General features: G+C 63.8%; 26 protein-coding genes. 12 read left to right on the top strand and 14 right to left on the bottom strand.

Translation table 11 applies throughout. The annotated features are described in order from the left end of the window. Positions 1–3 precede the first annotated feature (3 nt). Entirely contained in the window at positions 4–1,221 is a 1,218-nt protein-coding gene (locus DVK01_RS00430) for a HAMP domain-containing sensor histidine kinase (RefSeq protein WP_101350432.1), read from the top strand. Here DVK01_RS00430 and purL read toward each other — a convergent pair whose 3' ends face one another. After that, positions 1,222–3,387 (bottom strand): phosphoribosylformylglycinamidine synthase subunit PurL, encoded by a 2,166-nt coding sequence (gene purL, locus DVK01_RS00425; protein WP_101350431.1) that lies wholly within the window; start codon positions 3,385–3,387, stop codon positions 1,222–1,224. A gap of 325 nt (positions 3,388–3,712) precedes the next feature. On the opposite strand from purL, the gene DVK01_RS00420 reads away from it, so the two are divergent. Next, positions 3,713–4,078: a hypothetical protein gene (locus tag DVK01_RS00420; protein ID WP_101350430.1), complete on the top strand. Its 366-nt coding sequence runs from the start codon at positions 3,713–3,715 to the stop codon at positions 4,076–4,078. Positions 4,079–4,145: 67 nt separating this feature from the next. On the opposite strand, the gene DVK01_RS00415 is transcribed toward DVK01_RS00420, so the two are convergent. Next, on the bottom strand, positions 4,146–4,478 hold the full coding sequence (locus tag DVK01_RS00415; protein WP_101351457.1) for a hypothetical protein: 333 nt from the start codon (positions 4,476–4,478) through the stop codon (positions 4,146–4,148). A 305-nt stretch (positions 4,479–4,783) separates the two neighbouring features. Next, on the bottom strand, positions 4,784–5,320 hold the full coding sequence (locus tag DVK01_RS00410; protein ID WP_101350429.1) for a hypothetical protein: 537 nt from the start codon (positions 5,318–5,320) through the stop codon (positions 4,784–4,786). An 89-nt stretch (positions 5,321–5,409) separates the two neighbouring features. On the opposite strand from DVK01_RS00410, the gene DVK01_RS00405 reads away from it, so the two are divergent. Together DVK01_RS00405 and DVK01_RS00400 are read left to right on the top strand one after the other, a co-directional pair. Continuing rightward, positions 5,410–5,643 carry a DUF2249 domain-containing protein gene (locus DVK01_RS00405; protein WP_101350428.1) on the top strand — a complete coding sequence of 78 codons (234 nt, stop codon included), beginning with the start codon at positions 5,410–5,412 and terminating at the stop codon, positions 5,641–5,643. Continuing rightward, entirely contained in the window at positions 5,640–5,957 is a 318-nt protein-coding gene (locus DVK01_RS00400) for a cupin domain-containing protein (RefSeq protein ID WP_101350427.1), read from the top strand. The genes DVK01_RS00405 and DVK01_RS00400 overlap by 4 nt, the downstream gene beginning before the upstream one ends. An 82-nt stretch (positions 5,958–6,039) precedes the next feature. Here the strand turns inward: DVK01_RS00400 and DVK01_RS00395 are convergent, their stop codons facing one another. Then, a complete protein-coding gene (locus DVK01_RS00395; protein ID WP_101350426.1) occupies positions 6,040–6,312 on the bottom strand; it encodes a hypothetical protein in 273 nt (90 codons plus the stop codon). Further along, positions 6,309–6,593 (bottom strand): DUF2249 domain-containing protein, encoded by a 285-nt coding sequence (locus tag DVK01_RS00390; protein ID WP_232794554.1) that lies wholly within the window; start codon positions 6,591–6,593, stop codon positions 6,309–6,311. The genes DVK01_RS00395 and DVK01_RS00390 overlap by 4 nt, the downstream gene beginning before the upstream one ends. Positions 6,594–6,682: 89 nt before the next feature. Between DVK01_RS00390 and DVK01_RS00385 the strand changes: the two genes are divergently transcribed. Continuing rightward, positions 6,683–7,996, top strand: coding sequence for a hypothetical protein (locus DVK01_RS00385; protein WP_121535085.1), 1,314 nt, complete (start codon positions 6,683–6,685; stop codon positions 7,994–7,996). Between the two features lies 1 nt (position 7,997). Here the strand turns inward: DVK01_RS00385 and DVK01_RS00380 are convergent, their stop codons facing one another. The 3 genes from DVK01_RS00380 to DVK01_RS00370 form a co-directional block, all read right to left on the bottom strand. Further along, positions 7,998–8,294, bottom strand: coding sequence for a hypothetical protein (locus DVK01_RS00380; RefSeq protein WP_101350423.1), 297 nt, complete (start codon positions 8,292–8,294; stop codon positions 7,998–8,000). 156 nt (positions 8,295–8,450) lie between these two features. Beyond that, positions 8,451–8,750, bottom strand: coding sequence for a hypothetical protein (locus DVK01_RS00375; RefSeq protein WP_053969073.1), 300 nt, complete (start codon positions 8,748–8,750; stop codon positions 8,451–8,453). A 2-nt stretch (positions 8,751–8,752) separates the two neighbouring features. Next, positions 8,753–9,130, bottom strand: a complete 378-nt coding sequence (locus DVK01_RS00370; protein ID WP_004516178.1) for a helix-turn-helix domain-containing protein — start codon at positions 9,128–9,130, stop codon at positions 8,753–8,755. Positions 9,131–9,341: 211 nt separating this feature from the next. Here DVK01_RS00370 and DVK01_RS00365 point away from each other — a divergent pair, with 211 nt between their 5' ends. Then, a complete protein-coding gene (locus DVK01_RS00365; protein ID WP_121513095.1) occupies positions 9,342–10,493 on the top strand; it encodes a multicopper oxidase domain-containing protein in 1,152 nt (383 codons plus the stop codon). 191 nt (positions 10,494–10,684) lie between these two features. Here the strand turns inward: DVK01_RS00365 and DVK01_RS00360 are convergent, their stop codons facing one another. After that, on the bottom strand, positions 10,685–11,260 hold the full coding sequence (locus DVK01_RS00360) for a halocyanin domain-containing protein (RefSeq protein WP_101350421.1): 576 nt from the start codon (positions 11,258–11,260) through the stop codon (positions 10,685–10,687). 254 nt (positions 11,261–11,514) lie between these two features. On the opposite strand from DVK01_RS00360, the gene DVK01_RS00355 reads away from it, so the two are divergent. Then, entirely contained in the window at positions 11,515–12,012 is a 498-nt protein-coding gene (locus tag DVK01_RS00355) for a cytochrome c maturation protein CcmE (RefSeq protein ID WP_101350420.1), read from the top strand. A gap of 13 nt (positions 12,013–12,025) precedes the next feature. Beyond that, the gene (locus DVK01_RS00350; protein ID WP_101350419.1) at positions 12,026–13,549 is read left to right on the top strand and encodes a molybdopterin-dependent oxidoreductase; all 1,524 of its coding nucleotides are present in this window, start codon (positions 12,026–12,028) and stop codon (positions 13,547–13,549) included. A 7-nt stretch (positions 13,550–13,556) separates the two neighbouring features. On the opposite strand, the gene DVK01_RS22040 is transcribed toward DVK01_RS00350, so the two are convergent. Beyond that, complete coding sequence (locus tag DVK01_RS22040; RefSeq protein ID WP_198560181.1) at positions 13,557–13,679, bottom strand: CcmD family protein; 123 nt, start codon at positions 13,677–13,679, stop codon at positions 13,557–13,559. 2 nt (positions 13,680–13,681) lie between these two features. Next, entirely contained in the window at positions 13,682–14,440 is a 759-nt protein-coding gene (gene ccsA / locus DVK01_RS00345) for a cytochrome c biogenesis protein CcsA (RefSeq protein WP_101350418.1), read from the bottom strand. A 150-nt stretch (positions 14,441–14,590) separates the two neighbouring features. On the opposite strand from ccsA (DVK01_RS00345), the gene DVK01_RS00340 reads away from it, so the two are divergent. The 3 genes from DVK01_RS00340 to ccsA (DVK01_RS00330) are packed head-to-tail and all read left to right on the top strand — an operon-like array spanning position 14,591 to position 18,862. Next, positions 14,591–16,000 carry a cytochrome-c peroxidase gene (locus DVK01_RS00340; protein ID WP_101350417.1) on the top strand — a complete coding sequence of 470 codons (1,410 nt, stop codon included), beginning with the start codon at positions 14,591–14,593 and terminating at the stop codon, positions 15,998–16,000. 49 nt (positions 16,001–16,049) lie between these two features. Continuing rightward, the gene (locus DVK01_RS00335; protein WP_101350416.1) at positions 16,050–16,514 is read left to right on the top strand and encodes a thioredoxin family protein; all 465 of its coding nucleotides are present in this window, start codon (positions 16,050–16,052) and stop codon (positions 16,512–16,514) included. Then, complete coding sequence (gene ccsA, locus DVK01_RS00330; RefSeq protein WP_121535084.1) at positions 16,511–18,862, top strand: cytochrome c biogenesis protein CcsA; 2,352 nt, start codon at positions 16,511–16,513, stop codon at positions 18,860–18,862. Before DVK01_RS00335 ends, ccsA (DVK01_RS00330) begins: the two co-directional genes overlap by 4 nt. Before the next feature lie 5 nt (positions 18,863–18,867). Here ccsA (DVK01_RS00330) and DVK01_RS00325 read toward each other — a convergent pair whose 3' ends face one another. Both DVK01_RS00325 and ccmA read right to left on the bottom strand, forming a co-directional pair. After that, positions 18,868–19,545, bottom strand: coding sequence for a heme exporter protein CcmB (locus tag DVK01_RS00325; protein WP_101350414.1), 678 nt, complete (start codon positions 19,543–19,545; stop codon positions 18,868–18,870). Beyond that, positions 19,542–20,240 carry a heme ABC exporter ATP-binding protein CcmA gene (ccmA, locus tag DVK01_RS00320; RefSeq protein WP_101350413.1) on the bottom strand — a complete coding sequence of 233 codons (699 nt, stop codon included), beginning with the start codon at positions 20,238–20,240 and terminating at the stop codon, positions 19,542–19,544. Before ccmA ends, DVK01_RS00325 begins: the two co-directional genes overlap by 4 nt. Positions 20,241–20,293: 53 nt before the next feature. Between ccmA and DVK01_RS00315 the strand changes: the two genes are divergently transcribed. Beyond that, a complete protein-coding gene (locus DVK01_RS00315) occupies positions 20,294–20,968 on the top strand; it encodes a cytochrome c biogenesis CcdA family protein (RefSeq protein ID WP_121513101.1) in 675 nt (224 codons plus the stop codon). Here the strand turns inward: DVK01_RS00315 and DVK01_RS00310 are convergent, their stop codons facing one another. Then, complete coding sequence (locus DVK01_RS00310; RefSeq protein WP_101351456.1) at positions 20,969–21,610, bottom strand: hypothetical protein; 642 nt, start codon at positions 21,608–21,610, stop codon at positions 20,969–20,971. Positions 21,611–21,639: the final 29 nt, after the last annotated feature.

The raw sequence follows: 21,639 nt of genomic DNA, 5'->3' as shown, positions 1-21,639 counted from the left end.
CAGATGGATCGAACAGGACTCGTTTCAAAGTTCGCAGAAACGGTGGGCATCGAGAAGGCGTCAGCTATCGTCGACGACGCGATAGCCGACCTCGGTATCAGCGACGAAACGGAGATAGACAACACGGATGCACAGGACATCTGTGATATAATCCAGCACAACCACGAGGGATACGTCGCACTCGTCGCGAGTGAACTCCGCGTACAGCTGGCGGCACAGGAACGATTTGACGCGCTTCTGGGAAACATTCCGAACCCGGCTGTCGTCGTCGGGTTCGAGCAGCGAGAACCGTACGTCAAGTCGATCAACGAAGCGTTTGCGGAGTCGTTTGGCTACGACCAGACGGATGCAGTCGGAGCGAAGCTTCGGACACTCCTTGCGCCACCCGGGTCCGACGCCGAAGGTATCAGGACAGACTGGTGGGAACAGACCGGTCAGTCAGAGCAAGAGGTCAGACGGATGACCGCATCAGGCGAGGTCCGGACCTATCTGTTCCGGAGTACGATTGTCACCCGTGACAGCAGCCAGCTGGAAGGGTTCGGGATATACACCGACATCACAGATCGAAAGCGCCGGGAACAACAGCTGAAACACCAGAACGAGCGGCTCGACGAGTTTGTCAGTATCGTCAGCCACGACCTTCGGAACCCGTTGAACATCGCCTCCGGCCGCACCCACCTCCTGCTTGATGACATTGAGGATGGGGCTGTGCAGGAAGGGCTACAGGAGATCGCTGCAGCACACGACCGGATGGCCCAGATTCTCGATGATACGCTGACGCTCGCGCGGCAGGGGCGAGTCGTCGGAGAGACCGCGAGCGTCTCCATCGAAACCGTCGCCGCCGACGCGTGGCAACAGGTCGAAACCGAGGACGCAACGCTTACCATCGAAACCGAAGCGACCGTCGAGGCGGACGCCGAGCGCCTCCAGCAGCTCTTCGAGAATCTCTACCGGAACGCCATCGAGCACGCGGGCGCTGACTGCTCCGTTGTTGTGTCTGTGCCCGAGAGACACGGGCAGAGTGGGTTCTCCATCGCGGACGATGGTCCCGGTATTCCACCGGACGACCGTGAGCTGGTGTTCGAACACGGTTACTCAACGAACTCGGACGGGACAGGGTTCGGCCTATCAATCGTTCAGAGCATCGCTGAAGCACACGGCTGGTCGGTCACAGTCACAGAGAGTGAGATGGGCGGGACGCGGTTCGATATCCGCTGGTAATCAGGCCAGTTCGTCGTCGATAACGGACCGCAGAGCGGCGATTTCCGCGGCGTCGTACTGCAGTTGCTCGTCGGTGACGGTGATATCGAGGTGGTTCGAGCCGGTGGCCGCACCGAGCTCCGTCACCGGCGCGACGCCATCGAAGGCCTCACGGACTGCTGCCGGGTCGGTCGTCTCGAACACGACGCGGCCGGGCCGCTCGTTGAACAGGAGTCGGTTCTTGGTCCCGCGGTCGACCGTTTCGATTTCGACCGACGCGCCGGCGTCCTCGTGGACCATCTCCGCAAGTGCCACCGCGAGGCCGCCGTGGCTCACGTCGTGGCTCGCCAGTACGTGGTCGGCGTCGGCGACCTCGGCAACGGTCTCGACGACCTCCGTCGTATCGGCGGGGAGGGCGGGGAAGCGGTCGGTTCCGCCGAACTGCGCGGTGTACTCAGAGCCGCCCAGCCGCGGGTCGGTCTCGCCTTCCAGCGCGGTGTCGCCGACGACCACGAGCGTTCCCTCACCGGACAGCGACAGCGGCGGAGCGTCGTAGCCTTCCTTGACCCCGACCAGTGCGAGCGTCGGCGTGGGCGGAATCGGCCCCTCCTGGGAGTCGTTGTACAGCGAGACGTTGCCGCCGACGACCGGCACGTCGAGGTCGCTGCACATGTCGGCCAAGCCATCGACGATGCCTTTGAAGCCGCCGTAAACGTCCGGCTTCTCGGGGTTTCCGCCGTTCAAGCAGTCCACGGCCGCGTGGGGCGTCGCGCCCTTCGCGGCGACGTTGGTGGCGTTCTCCAAGGCGACGGCGCGAGCGCCCTCGTAGGGGGCCGCGTCGGTCCAGTTGGGGTCCGCGCCGGCCGAGAAAGCGAGGCCGGTGCCGGCTTCGCGGATGGCGAGCAGGGCGGCGTCGTCCCCCGGCAGGACGCTCGTGCGGACCTGCACCTCGTGGTCGTACTGGCGGTACACCCACCGCTTCGAGGCGCAGTTCGGACTGGCGACGATGCGCTCGAAGGCTTCCTCCAGTGACACGGTCGGCAGGTTCCGTTCCTGTTTCGGTGGCGCGTCGCTCGGCAGGTCGTTCATCGGCGCACCGTCCCCGAGGAACGCGGCGTCCACGTCGACGACCGTCTCGCCCTCGAAGGTACAGACGTAGTTCGTACCCGGCTCGGTGAGTTCGCCGATGACCGAACAGCCGAGGTCGAACCGCTCGGCGAGTTCGGCCACGCGGTCGACGTTCTCCGGCGCGACCTCGTAGACCATCCGCTCCTGGCTCTCGGCGAGCAGGTACTCCATGGCGTTCATGTTTGGCTCGCGCTCGTGGACGCGGTCGAGTTCGATGCGCGCGCCGAGGCCGCCCTTGGCGACGAGTTCCGAAGACGCCCCACCGAGGCCAGCGGCCCCGAGGTCGCGGGCCGACTCGACGAGGCCCTCGTCCAGCAGCGCCTCGTTGCACTCGATGAGCAGTTTCTCCGAGTACGGGTCGCCGACCTGCACAGCCGGCCGGTCCTCCGTTTCGGCGTCCTCGGCGAGGTCCTCGCTGGCGAATGACGCGCCGCCGAGGCCGTCCCGGCCCGTCGCGTTGCCGACGAGGACGAGCTTGTTGCCCGGCTCCTGTGCCTCGGCGGTGATGGTCCGCTCGGGTTCCAGCAGGCCGATACAGGAAACGTTCACGAGCGGGTTCCCCTCGTAGTCGTCGTGGAAGGCGACGCTGCCGGTGACGGTCGGGACGCCGATACAGTTCCCGTAGTGGGAGATACCCTCGACGACGCCCTCGAAGAGATAGCGGGAGTGCTCTCGGTCGAAGTCGCCGAAGTACAGGCAGTCGGCCAGCGCGATGGGATACGCGCCCATCGACAGTGTATCGCGGACGATACCGCCAACGCCCGTCGCCGCCCCGTCGAAGGGGTCGACGTAGGACGGGTGGTTGTGGGACTCGACGCCCATCGTGATGTACATCTCCTCGCCGTCACCGTGGGACGGCAGGGAGACGACGGCTGCGTCGTCGCCGGGGCCGATGACGACCTGCTCGCCCTCGGAGTCGAACGCCGACAGCAGGGGGCGAGAGGAGCGATACGCGCAGTGTTCGCTCCAGAGGTTCTCGAAGAGAGCGGCCTCCGCCCGTGTCGGCTCCCGACCGATCTCCTCGACCACGAGTTCGTGGTCCGCGTCGGACAGGCTCATTACCTCGTCGTGGCCGCCCACAAGATAAGTCCCTTTCCATGCACTCGCGCCGGCAGCACACGAACGTACAACAGCGTCGGGAGCACACGTCCCACGCGAGGTGAGTGACCTGTTCAACGACCCGCAGCCAATAGCTGAAACGCATGTCTGACTACGAACTTCCACTGCCCTCGACTATGGTTTTCAGGAAGTGAAGATGAAGACGTAGCGCAGTCATAATGAGGTCCTATGCCGGTATTCTGCAGGAACCACACGGAACTCCTTTTTCAAATCAGATAACTGGCCCTCGCAGTATATATGGCCGCTAGACGTACCCCGGTACAGGATGGGGTCTGCGGATAGCGACTGGCTGACGCTGGAGGGGAGTTCCTTCTCTGTCCGGTCGTTCTCCAGCGTGTGGGCGGTGGCGCTGGCGACCTACGGCGTCGGCGACGTGGTTACTACCATCGCCATCGTCTATTTCGTCCCGACGTTCACCGAGGCGAATCCCGCGATTCGGTGGGCGATCCAGTCGTTCGGCGGCGGTGGCTTCCTCGGACTCAAACTGCTTGTTATCTACTGTTGTCTCGGCTTGAGCATCTGGGGCGGCGTGCTGGAGGAAGACCCACTGCTCTACTACGGCCCGCCGGTGCTCCTGACAGTGCTTGGCCTCGTCGTGACCGGCTTCAATCTCACGCTCCTGTTTTCTTGAAAACTCCCACAGGCGCACCCCTTCGAAGTAGCGACGCTAGCAAGTGAGACGTCCCAGCGGGACCGGGCTACGCAACCGTCGTGTTGCTGGTGGGTGTCCCGTTCGACTCGTCGGTAGCCGGTGTCGGGGTTTCAGTCAGGAGCGCACTCGGTGGCGGCGAGCCACTGCCGCCGCTCTCGGTCGGCGTAGAGTCGGTTCCGGCCGGTGTCTCTGCCGAGGGTGACTCTGTCGGAGTAGGCGGCGTCTCAACGGCGGGCTGGTTGGGAGCCGGGTCGTTAGTGTCGGTGAGACCGAGAGTTCCGACACCAGCGCCGATGGCGGCGAGTAAAACGAGAAGGACGAGTCCCAGAAGCCGCTTGTTGTAGGTCCCGTCCGCATCTCGGACGATGCCGCTACTCATGTCAGTTTCGCCCCCGGCTGGCTGTGGCATCGCGGTGGAAGTGCAATACTATCATTTTTTGGCACGCTGTTACCCTTTTCGTAGAGAGACCCCTCCACGGTCCCACCAGGCCACCGATATCCCACCCCAGTCGACTCGGCTTACGATATGTCGCCCAGCAGACCGTATAATGGTTTCCATGTTTTCAGCCGTCACAAAAGGTTGGTTCTCCCCGCAGTATTCTGCCAGTGTGGTTGCCCGGACCGACTGCCAGCGGATATGCTTCACGAGGTCACTGAGCACGCTACGCTGCGGGCTGTCGGCTGTCAGAACGGGACGCTCTCGTCGGACGCTTCGCCTTCATCGTCGGCTTGGAGTTCACCGGTGTGTCGGTACCGTGTCTCGAGTTGCTGGAGTTTGTCGTTGATACTCGTACTCTGGTGGTGATCCGGGCTTACGCGAACGCGGACAAGATCGTACTCGTGGCGGTCCGAGAGCCCATTCCAGGCGCGGAACGCGCCGACAGTCAGCGTGTCGCTCTGGGGGCAGAACTCGGTCGTCGGCGTGAACTCCGCTCTGAGAACACTGCCGCCGTCGGGTTCACGGCCGTAGCGGAAGCCCGCGTCCGGGTGCCGATGGTCGAGGTTCAGCCGTGCGAGGTTGTACCCGAAGGTCATGTCGTACACGCCACGCTCGTCGAACAGGTCCATCGTGAGGCGGTGGAAGGCAGCGTGGTCGGCACCGGTCAGTACCGCTGTCTCAGACAGAAACGGGCCGGGGTCGGGGTTGTGTTCGAGAACGAAGGTTCCGTAGCTGTCAAACCCGACGTCTGAGCCGCCGCGGAGGCCGGAGAGAAGGCTCATAGTAGAGTGAACGGGTGGCACACTTCAGGGCCTACTCCCGAACGTGTTCGGGGCAACCCCCTCCCCGACTCCCGGCGAACACGCAGGTGATGCCAGCAACCACACTCGACCTGCGTGAGACGCCGCCGCCCGAGCGACACTCGAAGATACACGACTCCTTTGAGGCGCTGTCGTCCGGGGAGACGCTTCGGATCATCAACGACCACGAACCGAAGCCACTGTTCTACGAAATGCAAGCCGAGGTCGAGGCGTTCGACGCGGCGAACTACCAGTGTGAGCAGGACGGTCCAGAAAAGTACGTCGCGGACCTCCCGAAACAATGAGCGAATCTACTGCCGCAAAAACGGAGCGAGCAACGCTCGACGGCGGTGAAGACGGCCGGACGAGGTTGTTTGACGGGGAGCCGAAGACGGTCCAGTTGACGCTTGGTGCGGGCGAGTCGATTCCGGCGCACAAGCATCCCGGTCGGGACATCGTGTTCGTCCTCCGTTCAGGCGCTGTGGACCTGACGCTCGGTGACGAGACGCTGTCACTCTCTCCCGGTGATGTCGTCCGGTTTGACGGGGATCAGGACATCTCCCCCACCGCAGCGGCGGACAGCGAGGCACTGCTCGTTCTGGCGGCGTCGTCGGAGTAGGCGCATACTGGTCGGCTGTCTCTTCGTTCGGACATCGTATTCTGCGGACGCACTAGTCGCCAGGGGAGTACGACCGCTCGCCTCACTCGAACAGGGAAATCGCCGTTTCGATCCGCTCGTCGTCCGCGTTCTTTGCCGCGTCCTGAAGACTTGCACGGGGGACAGCGAGCAGTCGCTCGACGAGCCGCTCGCTCAGTTGTTCCACCGCCAGCCGCTGGGCAGCCGTCAGGTCACCGTCCTGCTGGAGCTGTGACAGCGTCTGTTCGAGTTGCTCCTGCTGAATCTTCGCACCGCGGCTGTTGATACGAGCGACCGCTTCGTCGACATCGACAGGGGACTCCGTGTTCCGACTCATCTTCGCCAGATGACCGTCACTGTCGTGTCCTCGGTCTCAACACTTTCGAAGTCGTATCCTCTGTCTTCGAGTTTCGGATAGAGGTGCTGTGGGGCACGGTCGTTGAACTGGACGAGAACAGTATCGTCGTCGAGGTCCGCAAGCAACTCCAGCGTCTGCTTGAGCGGCTTTGGCGGCCCCAGCGACTGCACATTGAGGCACTCCGTCGGTGCGTGATCGGGCGCATCGGTTTCCGAAACCAGGGCCGCGGTTTGGGCTGTTGGCTGGTGGTTCGGCGTCATGTGTTCTCGTTCGGTTGTAAGCGGGCCGACCCTTTTCCCGAACATATTCGGCCACACTGCCAGCAGGGACAGAACCGTATCAGACGATAATGAGCGGAATGCCTGCTGATGTGGACGCTGACGCCGCACCGCCGATGACGGTTCCGCTGCGTCATTTCGTCGTCGCGCTGGCGTTTCTCGTCGCCGGTGTCACGGTCGGCGTCGTCGAGGGTCGGGCCGGCCACCTCGCGCAGGTCCACCTGCTGCTTGCGGGATGGGTCTGTCTCACCATCATGGGCGCACTGACGCAGTTTGTCCCGGTCTGGTGTGGCATCGAACTTCATTCGCATCGCCTTGCCGCTGTGCAGTTACCACTCGCAGCGGTCGGGTTCGTAGGGCTGGCAGCTGGCTTCCTAACGGGGACTCCCGAGCTATTGCCAGTTGCTGGCGCAATCGCGCTGGTCGGGGTCTGGACCCTCTGTTACAACGTCGGGCGGACGCTACTCACTGCGGAGCCCGACGTCACGGCGATTCACTTCGGCTGGGCACTGGTGTTTTTCGCCCTCGTGACGGCTTCGGGGTTGGTGCTGGCGCTGGACCACGCCGCCGGCGTCCTCCCGCTTTTGGGAATCGGCCGGCAGGGGCTCTTGCTGGCCCACGGAACGCTCGCCGTGTTCGGCGCGGTCCTGACTACTGTCGCGGGCGCGCTGGCCCAGCTCGCCCCGATGTTCACGCAGGCCGACACCGGCCGCATTGACACGGCGGTCCAGCGGGTCGAGACCGCTTGTTATCCGGTCGGCGTCCTTGTCTTGGCTGGCGGTCGCCTGGTCGGCTCGCTCGTTCTGGCCCGGCTCGGTGCAGTACTGGTCGCTGCTGGGCTCGGCGTGGTGGCGGTGCTTCTGGCGCGACAGCTTATCGGTGCGCGAGTCGAGTGGTCACCGATGCTGACCCGCTACAGCGTCGCAGCGTTGTCGCTGTTTCTCTGGGCAGGCCTGACGGCGGTCGCGTGGTGGACCGACCCGCTGGCGTACACCGGGCTGCTCGGTCAGCCGTCGACAGTATTGCTCGTCGGCGGCGTCGGCTTTGTCGTCTTCGGGACGCTGTATCACGTCGTCCCGTTCATCATCTGGGTCCATCGGTACAGCGACCGTCTCGGTTTCGAGGACGTGCCGATGGTCGATGACCTGTACGACCACCGTATCGCGGCGGTCGATGGCGTTGCACTGACTATCGCATACGCCCTTCTCGTGAGTCAGCAGTGGCTTGAGACACCGAACGGCACGGCACTGGCAGTCGGGCTACTCGCGTTTTTCGGGACCGTCCTGTTCGCGGGTAACCTCGTCGCCGTCTTCGTCGAGCATAGCCCACAATCGCTGCCGACACTCCTGACCGGCCGTGAACGCACGCCCGCCGAGGACTCGTGACTCAGGTCGTCGTGGTCGGTTGATCGGTGTACAGCGAGTACGTCAGAATAAAGAATCCAGCAGCGGTGAACAGTTCTTCGACAGTGACGCTCTGTGCCACCGGCAGCCCGACGAGCTGGTGGAGGCTCCCGCCGAGTATTGCGCCCAGCGTGACGAACCCGATGCCGAAACAGAGCGCCCGCATCGCCGGTGCCTGAGTGCGACGGTATGCGCGGTAGGTCAACGTCGTCAGTACCACACCACAGAACAGTGTGACGGTCTTCATTCCGATTAACAGCACTGCGTTCGCTCCGAGCATGCTCCTGATTGACACGTCCGTACAGATATACCGTCCGTAGCGTTTCCAGTCGGTGGGAATCCCACCGTCACGACGCGAAACGGACCAGCGGCCCGTTCCGACGAGATCGAGGCGGAAGAAGCGAATCTGTTACCGGGTGGGCGCTCTCCGTGCTCGCTACCGCACGTACAGCGAGTACAGGATGATGCCCAGACCGATGGCTGTTAGCGAACTCGACGTGAAGACGCTTACCGGAAGCAGTTCTTGGCCGAGATACCTGCCGATGGCGATGTCGAGCACGCCGCCGGCAAACGCACCGAGCGTCACCACGCCGAACCCGTATGTGAGCCACTTGTGCTGGGGGCTTTTCGTCCGGCTGTACGCCTGATACGAGTAGTACGTTATCAGTCCACCAAGAATGAGGATCAGTGTCTTCGAGACGACGATGCCGACCTGTGAACTTGGGATGTGTACCATGGTTATGTCTCCTTTCGCACCTCAGACCAGAGGTTTTCGAGCCGTTGGTCCGGCGTCCGAGCGCGATGTGAGATATCGACGGTGAGCGACAGTTCCTCGTCGAGGCTGATGACGACCTCCTCGAAGTCAATCGCGTACCGACTGGCGTGTTGACCGTCCGACCTGACTTCCACACCCTCGTACAGCAACGAGGACTCCGTCAGTAGCTCCAGCTTTCGGTAGGTCGTCGATAGCGGTACGCCGCTCCGGTCGGATATCTCGCTCGCCGTCAACGGTTCCTCCAGAACGCTGACAATGGCGCGGCAGTCCTCGTCGTCGAGTGCGTCGAGGACCGCCTGTAACTCCGGCGTCTCCTCGTCAGCGAAGGGGTCCCGGACCATCCTTGCCCGACACTGCCCGCCCAAGACGTTTAATGTAACCGACTTAGAACCGCCTACCGCCCGACAGAGTCGACGTTTCCGTAACACAGCACGCAATATATGGGGAACTTATCTGTAACCGTGCAGTCGTTCCCAATTACTGAGAACGCTTCTGTTGGCCTGAGAACTCGCTTTGGGGGTTTATACTGTGGTGTCTTACCCCCAATTGCTTATGGAAGACCAGATCGGCGCACCCGGATCGGGCATCTCCCGTCGCGACTTCGTGAAAGCCTCCGGCCTCGGCGGCACGGTCGCGCTTGCGGGCTGTACCGCTCCGGGTGAGGTTCCAACTGAAGAGTCAGTCGACACCACCACTACCCCAGCACAATCCGACAGCGACCTCCCGACCACGTCGCCGCCGGAAATCGTCAACGTCGACGAACAGGGTGGCGAAGTGACGCTGTCCTCCGTTCCGGCCAAACACGAAGCCCATCCCGGTGAGTCGATGGGCGGCCCGGTCGAACTGCCGAAGGTGTGGGCGTTCAAAGCTGACGATGGCGAACCGAGCGTCCCGGGGCCGATTCTCCGGACGACGGAGGGCGAGGACATGGAGGTCACCTTCGACAACACCGACGGCATGCGCCCGCACACAGTCCACTTCCACGCCGTCCAGAAGCAGTGGGAAGACGACGGCGTCCCGACGACGACGGGTATTCGTATCGACCCTGGCGAGAAGCACACCTACACCATCCCCGCGAACGTGCCGGGCACGCATCTCTATCACTGCCACTACCAGACCCATCGCCACATCGACATGGGGATGTACGGCATCTTCCGCGTCGATCCGAAGGGGTACGAGCCGGCCGACAAGGAGTACTTCATGACCCTGAAGGAGTGGGACTCCCGGCTGAACCGACAGATGGCAGGCATGGACGCTAGCTACGATGTTCGCAACCGCCGCCCCGACACGTTCACCGTCAACGGTAAGTCAGCGCCCCGGACGCTTCACCCGGAGGACGGCTCGCCGATCATCGTCGAGCAGGGCGATACGGTGCGCATCCACATGTGTAACAACGGGTACATGGACCACCCGATGCACATCCACAACCACCGCTTCCAGGTGACCCACAAGGACGGCGGAAAGATTCCGGAAGCCGCCCGCCACGACCAAGATATCACCAGTATCCCGCCCGCCGGTCGGCACACGATTGAGTTCGAAGCCGACGCCGATCCCGGCATCTACCTCGCGCACTGTCACAAGGTCAGCCACGCGATGAACGGGACCTCGTACCCCGGTGGGATGATCACCGGTGTTGTCTACAAAGAAGCGATGGACACCGACATCTTCAAACAGCTGATGGACTACGCCGGCTACGACGCATAACGCAACGCTCGGCGCACCGACTCGCTTTTCGAGGCACTCTCGGGAGAGAGGTCATAAATTAGCTGATGCTATATCGAATCCGGCTGTCGTCCGGCAGCCGAGTCGCTGGCCACTGGCCGCGACCACAGAATGAGGCACCACGCCGCAGAGAAGAAGCCGATGGCGGATTCAGTCCGGCGATCGCTACCGCGTTACCGGACGATGACGCTGCCTTTCATGCCGAGCGCCTTGTGGGGCGTGCAGTAGTAGTTGTACACGCCGGTCTCCTCGAAGGTGTATTCGAACTTCACGCCTGTCCCGCTTTCCGACGAACCGGAGTTGAAGGTCTCGTCCTCGGCCACGACGTTGTGTGCGGCCCCCTTGCCCGTCCACTCCCACTGCACCGTCGTGCCGGTCGATATCTCGACTGCCGCCGGAGCATAAGCGAAGTTCCCGTTGTTCCCCGATGCCCCGACCTCCACCGTGACGGTGTCCTGTCCGGTCGCGTCGGTCACACTGCCGTCGAAGTTGCTCGTGTCGCTGAGATACGACGACACCGAGGACGGCACGTCCCCACCACCGGACTGTGCGGCGGTTGTCGCTTCCTCCGTCGGGGTCGGGGTGGCCGTCGCCCCGCCGGCGTCCGCTTCGGTCTCGCCGCTCGGCGACTGCTCCGCCGAACTCGATGTCGTCCCGGGCGCAGTACACCCCGCGACGGATGCCCCCGCAACTACTGTGCCGATACTCGCGATGAACCGACGTCTGTCAATGTCTCCTGTATCAGTCATAGTTATCGAATTGCGTTCCGCCCGACGCGTCACGCGACCATACCGGTCACGAGTAAGTGAATATGTTCGGGGGAATAATAGCGGCGTGCGTTCCCAAAACCTGATAACCGGCTGCACTACTGAAACACGCTTGCGGACCTACTCTTCAACAGGGATGCGTACGCGTTCGGTAGTTACAAACTCCTGTATGCATCACGTGTCTACACACGAACCGTGTCGTGACCGACCGGTCCGGCCGTGACACCACACTATCTATGCAAACGAAAACAAGGCTTCTCGTCGGGGGCGTGGTAATCCCGGTGCTGTTCGGAGCGATGGCCGTCACCACGATGGGCGGTGCGGCCGAGTTTACGACACCGACCAAGATAACGAACACCGGCGAATACGACGGCGACAGAGTGAACCTCGAAGGCATCGCCATCGACATCGAGCAGACGAACGAGCGGCTCTCGTTTGCGGTCACCGACGGGAACGCGTCGGTGCCCGTCGTCTACGAGGGGCCGATGCCGGAGACGATGTCCGCCGGACGAACGGTCGTCGCCAAGGGGTACTACAACGGGAGCGCGGTCGAGGCGGAGTCGCTGTCCATCCGCGCACACGAGGGCGAGCACCCGTCGGGTCACAACAACTCCACGCAGTACGGGTCGATGAACGGCACCCACGCGAACGTCACGGGCTACGACAAGGGGGCCTACGGCAACGCGTCGGACGGAACGAACAGCGAACGAGTGGCCGCGCCACGCCGGGAATAACACCGTCTGACCTATGAGTGAGACACCTTCGGTCTTCCAGGGCCGGTCTCGTCGTGCGCTGACGGTCTTCGCCAGCGGCGTCTCGGTTGTGGGGACCTCCTTCGCGCTGTATGGCACCACGCGGGAGTTCGTCATAATCGCGGCCAGCCGAACCGCGCTGGACGTCCTTCCGAGTTCGGTGGTCGCCTCCATCATCTGGAACTTCGGCGACCTGTCGTTCTCGCTTGCCCTCCTCGTGTTCGGCATCGCGCTGGCCGGCGTCACCGGCGCGGTCAGCTACGCCGGCTTCCGGGCGGGCGAGCGCCTCGTCGGCGAAGCCCCGAACGTCGGCGGGATGGCCCTCTCGCTGGCCGTCGTCTGGGCGCTCGTCGCCGCGACCGTCTGGTCACCGCTGGCCGCCGTGGTGCCCGCCGCCGCTGGGACAATCGGGACCGGGCTGGTGATTGCGCGCTCGACCGACGACGCCGACCAGCTATCGACCCCTGACGACAGGCGGGCGTTCGTCAAGACCCTCGCCGGTCTCGGTGCCTACAACGTCGTCGCACACGCCGTCGGCTTCGTCCAGGGCAGCGGGTCCCGGACGGACGAACTGTCGACGCCGCCGTCCGAGAGCGAGGCGTCCGACCTGGTCCAGCAGCGTCTCGACGCGGCGGCTGACCGTTCGCTCAACGTCGACGGGATGGTGGGGCTGGTCGACACGACGGACTCGTTTTTCACCGTCGACATCAACCCCCGCCCGCCGACCGTCGAGGCAGAGAACTGGGCGCTCTCGGTCACCGGCAACGTCGAAACCGAGCGGGAGTTCACCTACGAGGAACTCCGACAGCGCGAGACGGTACATCGGTTCAAGACGCTACGCTGTCTGGGCGACCCGGTCGACGGCGAGCAGATAGGGACCGCCCTCTGGACGGGGTGTTCGCTGCTGGACCTCCTAGACGAGGCCGGCGCGAACGGGAGCCACGTCGTCCTCCGGGCGACCGACGACTACTACTACTCGGTGCCGATGTCGATGCTCTCGGAGGCGATGCTGGCCTACGGGATGAACGAGCAGCAACTCCCGCGCGAGCACGGCTACCCCGTCCGCGCGCTGATTCCGAACCGGTGGGGGAAGCTCAACGTGAAGTGGCTCGACGAAATCGAGGTCGTCGACCAGTCGGAGAGCGGCTACTGGGAGGAGCGGGGCTGGAACGGCATGGGGACGGTCAACACGGTCGTCAAGTTCGGCGCAAGCAACCGCCTCTCGGACGGACGGGTCCAGCTCGGCGGCCACGCTTACGCCGGGACCGACGGGATACAGGAGGTTCGCGTCTCGCTCGACGGCGGCGAGACGTGGGACACGGCGACGCTGTCGGACCCGCTGCCCGACCCCGACACCTGGCGACAGTGGAAGTACGAGTGGCAGCCCGACAGCACGAGCTACACCGTCGTGGCGAAAGCGGTCGACGGGACCGGAACGGAGCAGACGCGCGTGCGTTCGAGCCCGTTCCCGGACGGCGCGACCGGCTGGAGCCGGCTCGACCTCAGCGTGCAGCTGTGAGACGGGGTTACTGGTCGACGAGGTCCGAGACCTGTTCTTCGAGCGCCGTAATCCGGTTCCGGAGGTAGCCGACGTACATGATGAGCGCTAGGAAGACAGCGCTGTACCCGACGAGGAGGAGGGGTTCCACGTTCACTCACCCCCCTTCCCCATCGCGTGGTCGTCGAGCGACCGGTCGCGGCGTGCGTAGTCGACGCGGCGCTTGAGTTCCCGTAGCTGTACGCGCGAGCCGACGAGATAGAGGTAGACCAGCAGGAGCGCCGCGATAGAGAGCAACAGCGCCGGGACGGTAATCGTCGCCTGCGTGTCCGGGTTCCCCGCCGTCGGCCGGTGGAACGTGGGGGTCCAGAGCCGCGTGGACAGGTACGAGAGCGGCACGGTCACGAACCCGATGATGCCGTATACCGACGTGATGCGTTTGAGTGAGGCGGAGTCCCCGCCGGCGGAGTAGATGAGCAGGTAGCCCGCGTAGATGAACCAGATAATGAGGAACGTGACCAGACGGATGTCGGTCCACTCCCACCAGCTGTTCCAGATGACGCGCCCCCACACGCTCCCGGTCACCAGCGTCAGCGTGACCATGAGGAACCCGACCTCGCCCGACGAGTGGGCGAGGAACTCCCAGAACGGCGTCTCGGTCGCCAGATAGAGGGCACAGCCGAGAAACGTCACGGTGAGCGCGACCGCCGCGGCCGTCGCCAGACCGATGTGCCAGTACGCGATGAGGTTAATCTTGTGGCTCACGCCGTACATCGAATCCGACGCCATACCGAAGACGCTTCCCAGCGACGCGACTCCGGCTAGAAGGGTCAAGTACTTGATAACGTTGGACCGCAACAGCGCGCGGAGGGACGGAATACCGCGGGTTTCGAGCCGTGCCAATACGCTCATACGCTCAGTTCTTCAGGCCAACTTAAAAACTGTTGTGCGGATTCCCACGGACTCGTAGGCCGATAATCGATAGACTGCGACCGGCTGTGTCGACGGATTCCCTGTATATTTACCGCTCCGTTTTAAGAAGGAGCCGGAACATGTGCGAATATGTCGCGACAGCCGTTGGCTCGCGCCGTCTTCGTCGTTGGCATGTCGCTGCTGTTGATCGGCGGACCGATCGTAAGCACCGTTGGTGCTGTGGATGGGGGGCCGTCGGGCGAGGCAGTGGGCGACACGCTTGACGAGACAGCGCAACAAACCGCACAGACGAGTAATCAGAGTAGCAACGAGACATCCGATTTACCCGTCGAGCCGCCGACCAGTCAGCCGCTGCCGTCCTACGAGGAGGTCCGGCAGCCAAACGACACGGAGGCGAAAATCGAGCTCGGCAAGAAACTGTTCTTCGACCCCCGCCTGTCCGACACGGGGTCTATCTCCTGTAACACCTGCCACAACGTGATGGAAGGTGGTGACGGCAGCCGGACCGTCGGCCGCGGCGTCCACGGCCAGACCGGGCCGCGGAACTCGCCGACGGTGTGGAACGCCGTGTTCATGAGTACCCAGTTCTGGGACGGCCGTGCCGACACGCTCGAACAACAGGCGAAAGGGCCCATCACCGCGGGCGTCGAGATGGGGATGCCGACCTCGGAAGCGGCGATGGAGAAGATACGTAGCAACGAGGGCTACGTCGAGATGTACGAGGAGGTCTACGGCGGCGAGAACCCGGTCACGCTCAACAACACCGTCGACGCGATCGCAGCCTACGAGCGGACGCTCATCACCCCGAACAGCTCGTACGACCGGTACGTCAGAGGGGACGAGGACGCCCTGACCGAACGACAACTCAACGGGATGGAGACGTTCAAGGAACTGGGCTGTCAGGGCTGTCACTCCGGTCCCGCGTTCAACGGCCCGCAGTGGCAGATGGAGAACGGGAACGGGTACTACCAGAAACTGGGCGTCTACCAGGGGTCGAACCCGCAGTGTGACCAGTACATCGACCGGTACAACCTGTACGCCGACTCCGGGCGCGCCGGCGTGACCGGTGATAGCAGTGACGAACACAAATTCAAGGTTCCGACGCTCCGGAACGTTGAACATACAGCGCCGTACTTCCATAACGGTCAGGTTCGGACGCTGGAGAACGCGACGAAAGTGATGGCTTCCTGTCAGGTGGGGCAGAACATTTCCGACCAGCAGGCCGAAAACGTCACCGCGTTCATGACCAGTCTCACCGGGCAGTACCCCGAACAGCAGATGCCGCGCATCCCGTCCCGGAGCGGCGGCGAGCCGATGCTCCCTGAAGACGCAGGTGACGCATCTGCTCCGGAGACCGACGACGCCGCCTCTGTCGGGACGCCTGCAGAGACGGCTGCGTCACAGCAGACGGCTGCCCCACAGCAAGCCGGGGTCCGCGGTGGCGGTGACGGAGGCTCCCCGACTAGTACTGCTGCGTTCATGATGGCCGCTGCGCTGATCATCGCGCTAATCGCTGTAGCCTACGCACAGCGCAAGTAAGCGGAATCGACAGCCTTTCTGGCACTACATCTTTTATTCCAGTCAGCAAATGAATGCTCGTAAAACGCTCACCGTCGCGTTCTTTCTAGTGGTCCTTGGGGTGGGCCACTACTCAATGAACGCCGCACCGGTGGTCCGTGACGACGCGCACACGTATCAGGGAGGTCTAGAGTGGGAAACTGAGCCCAGCACTGCGTTCGACGCGGCCCAGTCACAGGACAAGCCGGTTCTGGTCTACTACTGGGCGACGTGGTGCACGTACTGCGAGCGGTATGACAAGAACCACTATCGAAACGAAACCGTTCGCGCTGTGCTAGATGAGTACGTCTTGCTCGCGGTAAACATCGATGAACCTGGGAACGGGACGGGGCTGGTTCGCCAGCATCAGGCGACGTATCCACCACAGCATCGGATCATGACACCCGAAGGCGAAACTGTCGAGAGCGTTGAGGGGTATATCGGGCGGGACGAACTACTCGCAATACTTGAAGAGAGGTCCGAGGAGGCAACATGACAGCGGTCGTGTTCGGTCTTGCCGTTGGTACCTGGCTGCTGGCAATCGGCCTGTTCGGGAGCGTACTCGCCACAGTATTGCTCGGCTACGAGTACGCGACCGGCGACCAGTCGTTCCTTCGGGTCAGCAAAGGCGCTGCAGGAGTTGCGACGGGGTCATTCGTCATTGCACTGCTGTACCTGACCTTGCAGTTTCTCAGTGGGGATTACACCAACGCGTATGTCTGGGACAACACTGCAAACTATCTCCCGACGCTGTACAAAGTCACGGGCGTCTACGCGTCCAACGCGGGGTCGGTGCTCCTGTGGGCGATGCTTACGGCCGTTGTCGTCACAGCGACTCTGCTTCTGGATCGGTATAGTGCGCGTGGCGCGCGTCTCCCCCAATCCCTCGGAATGGGGGTTGTCACCGTCTTCGCCTGGATGCTCGTCACTGACAGTCCGTTTACCCCCCTGTCGACAAGGTATCCCGCCGTCGCAGCGAACGGGATTCCACGGGATGGCAGCGGTCTGAATCCGTTGCTGGTTGACCCGTTCATGGCGATCCACCCGCCGATCACGTTCTCGGCGTACGCACTGTTAGTGGTGCCCTTCACTGTTGGCGTGACACACTTCGTTGCCAGGCTCCGGGGGACCGAGAGCGTGCTCGACGACTGGCTGGACGGCATGACACGTTGGCTCCGGGCGTCGTGGCTTCTGTTGACCGCCGCAATAACGCTCGGCGGGCTCTGGGCGTACCGGGTGCTCGGCTGGGGTGGTTTCTGGTCGTGGGATCCGGTCGAAACGTCCGTGCTCATTCCGTGGCTCGGCCTGACTGCCGTGTTACACACGCTTAATCAGTACCGACGCTCGGGCCGGTACGCGGTGCTCGCGCCTGCTGCCACGGCCGCGTTGTTCCCGCTGGTTATCTACGCGACGACTGTGGTCCGGAGCGGCGTCTTCCGGAGCGTCCACTCGTTCGCCGGTGGGGGCATCGGAAGCGGCGTCTTGTTCCTTCTCGGAGGGACGAGCACCTTGGCAGTCGGCCCCGCGTTCGTCCACTGGTTCAGGACTGAACAGGGAGACACAGATGAGGCGGGGCTGCTCGACCGGGCGACGATTTACCACGCTGCTGTGCTCGGGTTCATCATGCTTGCGTTCGTCTCGCTCTGGGGCCTCACGTTTCCCGTGGTGCGCAGCCTCGCTTCGGGCGTCGAGGTCAGTGTTGACGCGCGGTACTACAACCTCTGGAGCTTCCCGGTCGTCGTCGCGATGTTGCTTGCTGGCGGGATGTACGCACAGCAAGAGCGCTTCAGCACGCGAGTGACAGTCGGAACGGCCGCCGCAGTGCTCATTGCCGCCCTCGTTGTTGGTGTCGGGCTGGCACGACCGGAATGGCAGTTGGCGTCGACTGAACCGTTCGACCCGGCGTATTACCGCGCTATTGGGAGTCTCAGTGTAGTGACCGTGCTCCCGCCGGCAGTGTACTTCGCAGGCGCATGGGTCGTCCGCTACACGGGACGCCTCCGTCGGCTAACCGGACGGCGCGCGAAGCTGAACGAGACTGGCATTGCGCTCATCCACGTCGGCGCGGCGCTACTCGTCGTCTCTGTCTCGTTCGTCTACGTCTTCTCGACGACGGCGTCCGTCGGTATCGCCGGCGCGACCGAACTGGACGATACCGGGGAGCGAATCGTCCGCGACGTCGAGGGGTCGCCGTACACGGTCGAGGTAACCAATTACTCGCCGGAGCACACGCCGACGATAACCGACGCAGCGATGACGCCGGCCGAGATTGGCTCGGTCTCCCCCTCGACGTCAGTATTGCTCGTGAAAGGGGAGGTGACAGCGGTCCAGCGCTTCGAGAACACCACCATCGCACAGCTCAACGACTCGCGCGTGTGGGTCGGTGCCGACAGTGGGGCGGTGCAGTTCGAAGAGGGATCGGTAATCGTCGCCCGTGGGTCCCTCTCTGATCCCCGCTCAGAGAATATCGACGCGCTCGTCTACACTACCGGCGAGAACGTCGGACCCATATCGGCCCCACCGACGGACGCGTACACGCCACGGGTCGTTGATCATCAGTACGATGTCCAGCTGTATCGGGGCGATACGCTGGTCGCCGACGGCACCGTCGCCGAGCAGTCTTATCGCGGGCGCGACATGCAGACCAACGACCCGCTCATCGAGCGCGGGCTTGCTGGCGACACGTACGTCGTCGGGACCCGCACTGCCGGCGGACTCTCGATTGAAATCAGCCGCTACCCGCTGGCCAACCAGATATGGTTCGGCGTCGCGGTGATGCTCGTCGGGATGGCGCTGGTCTTCCTGTTCGACCCGGCCTCGGGTGCCGTCGGTGCCCGCGAGTGACGGGGTCAGGCTTCGATGACGAACTCGAAGCTCACCCACCCGGTGACGAGCACGGCCCCGTCGTAGACGAGGAGGATTCGGAACCACTCCGACAGCCAGAACGGCCCCCTGGAGAGGCTCGTGAGTTCGATTCCAGCGAGGATGACCGGCACGACAAGCGGGACGAGTAACACCGGGAGCAGCGACTCGTTGACCTGTGAGTTCAGCGTCAGCGCGGTCAGTAACACGCCGGCGGCGCTGAATCCGACTGCCGCGAGCGGGAACACGAGCGCCAACTGGACGAGCAGGGCGGGCTCGAACGGCGTCCCCAGAAACACCGTCACCGCGACGAGGGTCACCCACCCGATAGCCGTCACGAACACCGCCGAGCTACAGACCTTCCCGAGGTAGATCGCGGACCGGTCGACGGGGGCGAGCATCAGCCCCTCGATTGCGGCGTTGTCGTCCTCGACGGCGATGCCCCGGGAGAGCGCGAGCGTCGTGGCGAACACGAGCGCTATCCAGAGCCCACCGCGGGCGATGACCGCCGGCTCGTCGACCCGGCGGACGAACACGAACGAGAAGATGACGACTATCAGCAGCGCCAGCACCGCCGCGCCGTTGGCCCGCCGCTTCCCGCGGGCTTCGAGCAACAGGTCCTTCGCCGCGATAGCCCGAACTGCGCGCAGATACCGTCGAATCATGGTTGTCGAGGTGTGTCCACGTACTGTTGTCTGATCGCGTCCGGCCCGGGACAGTCGGCCGTGTCAATATCACGGACGAGCTGTCCTCCCTTGAGTGTGAGCACCCGGTCGGCGTGAGTGAACCCGTGGTCGACATCGTGTGTCGCGAAGACGATTGTCGTCTCCTCCAGATTGCGTAGCTGGTCCGTCACTCGTAGGAGAGACTCTTGATCAAGTCCAGTGAACGGCTCGTCTAGCAACAACAGCAAAGGGTCATGCAGCGTCGCCCGCGCGAGTGCGAGCCGCTTTGCCATCCCGTGGGAGAACTCGCTTACGGGGTCGCTGGCTCTGTCCGCGAGCCCGACGGCGTCGAGCTGGGTCTCACACCGGCTCCGGTCCACCCCGTGTAGCCTGGCGTGCAGGCGGAGGTTCTCCCGGGCAGTCAGTTGCTCGTAGTGGTACGTCTCGTGTGCCACGAAGCCGATTTCCCCACGCTGTGTCGGTCGGTCGCGGGAGAACTCGGTTCCCTCAAGCGAAATCGTCCCCTCGCTCGGTCGCGTCAGCGTCGCCAGGAGCCTGAGTAGCGTGGTCTTGCCCGACCCGTTGTGACCGAACAACAGCACCGACTCGCCGCGACCCACCTCGATATCGATCCCCTCAACACCGACCTTCGGCCCGAAATACTTCGAGACTGTAGACAGCGAGAGGACGGCCATCACCAGAGGGACGGACAGCAGATGTTTTTACCTTTTGTAATCCAAATACGGGTATGGCAGCGGTCTCACTCCTAGCGTCGTTTGCCGCCGGTGCCATGACCGTTCTCACGCCGTGTTGTCTCCCGGTGCTCCCGCCGCTCCTGTCGGGGAGCGTGGGTCACCGGCTGAAACCGCTCGCGATTGTCGGCGGGAGCGTCGTCTCCTTTACCCTCGTCGGCCTGGTCACCGGCTACCTGGGGACGCTCACCTCCGACTCGCTGCGGGCCCCCGCGTTCCTCGTCATCATCGCCTTCGGCGCGGTCATGGCCGACGACGACCTCCACGAGGCGTACGCGGCGACGGCGTCGAAGGTCTCGGGACGGGTCGACGGGCTCGGCATCCTCTCCAGTTCGGCCCACCCAATCGCCGCCGGGTTCGCGCTCGGGCTCGTCATCGGCATCCTCTGGCTCCCGTGTGTCGGCCCGGTCCTCGGCGCTGTGCTGGCGTACGCGGGCACGACGGGCGACATCTCACAGAGCGGCCTCCTGCTGTTTAGCTACGGCGTCGGGTTCGGGCTCCCGATGCTCGGTGTCGCCTACGGGAGCAAGGTCGCCGGCGGGCGGGTCAGGGAGGTACTCCCGGGTGCCGAGCAGACGGAATCGGTCCGCCGGCTCGCCGGGTACCTCCTGCTTGTCAGCGGCGTCGCGTTGTTGTTTCAACTGGACCGCGTGCTCCTCTCGACGCTTTGATTAGCCGGTCATCGCGGCGACGCGGAGCATCAGGAACAGCATCGTGACCTGCAGCGCCCCTTGGACGGTAAGCAGTGTCGCGGTCCGGACGCCGAGGGAGACGACCCGTTCCGGGTCGGGGTCCGCACTGCGGAGTTCGCGGTAGGTGAGTACGTCCGCCGGCAACACGCCGAGCAGTGCGATACCGGCGATAGCGACCGCAACGCCGAACACGGCGCGCACGAGCGTCGTCATCGGCCACACGATACCGTACGCGAGCGCCATCGTGACGCCGGCGGCCAGCGTCACGACCGTCAGCGTCGGCAGCAGGACCAGCGTCGTCGGTGCGAGCCGCGCCACTATCGGGTAGGCCGCCGCCGTATCACGTTCGCGCAACAGCGGTGCCAGGACGAACCCGTACGCGAGGACGAGCGCCGTCCACGCGGTCCCGACCCAGACGTGGATGGTCCGTACTGCCCCGATGGGACCGGTCAGGGCCGCGTACCCGAATCCGGCGGCGACACAGGCCGCCAGTCCGCCGCCGACGCCCAACGCCGCAGTCGGCCCGTGTCGGTCCGGCATCGGTCTGTAGTACGTCCGGCCGATGAAAAACGAGTCGGTCGACGCGTTCGGGGCCTCGACCCGCCAGCGTCCCGCCAACATCTGGCGGTCTGCCGGGATTGCACAACGCT

It is taken from the genome of Haloarcula sp. Atlit-120R, from assembly GCF_003665885.1.
In the GTDB taxonomy this organism is placed as follows: domain Archaea; phylum Halobacteriota; class Halobacteria; order Halobacteriales; family Haloarculaceae; genus Haloarcula; species Haloarcula taiwanensis.
The sequence above is the reverse complement of the archived record's forward strand: the minus strand, read 5'-3'. Positions and strand labels throughout refer to the sequence as shown.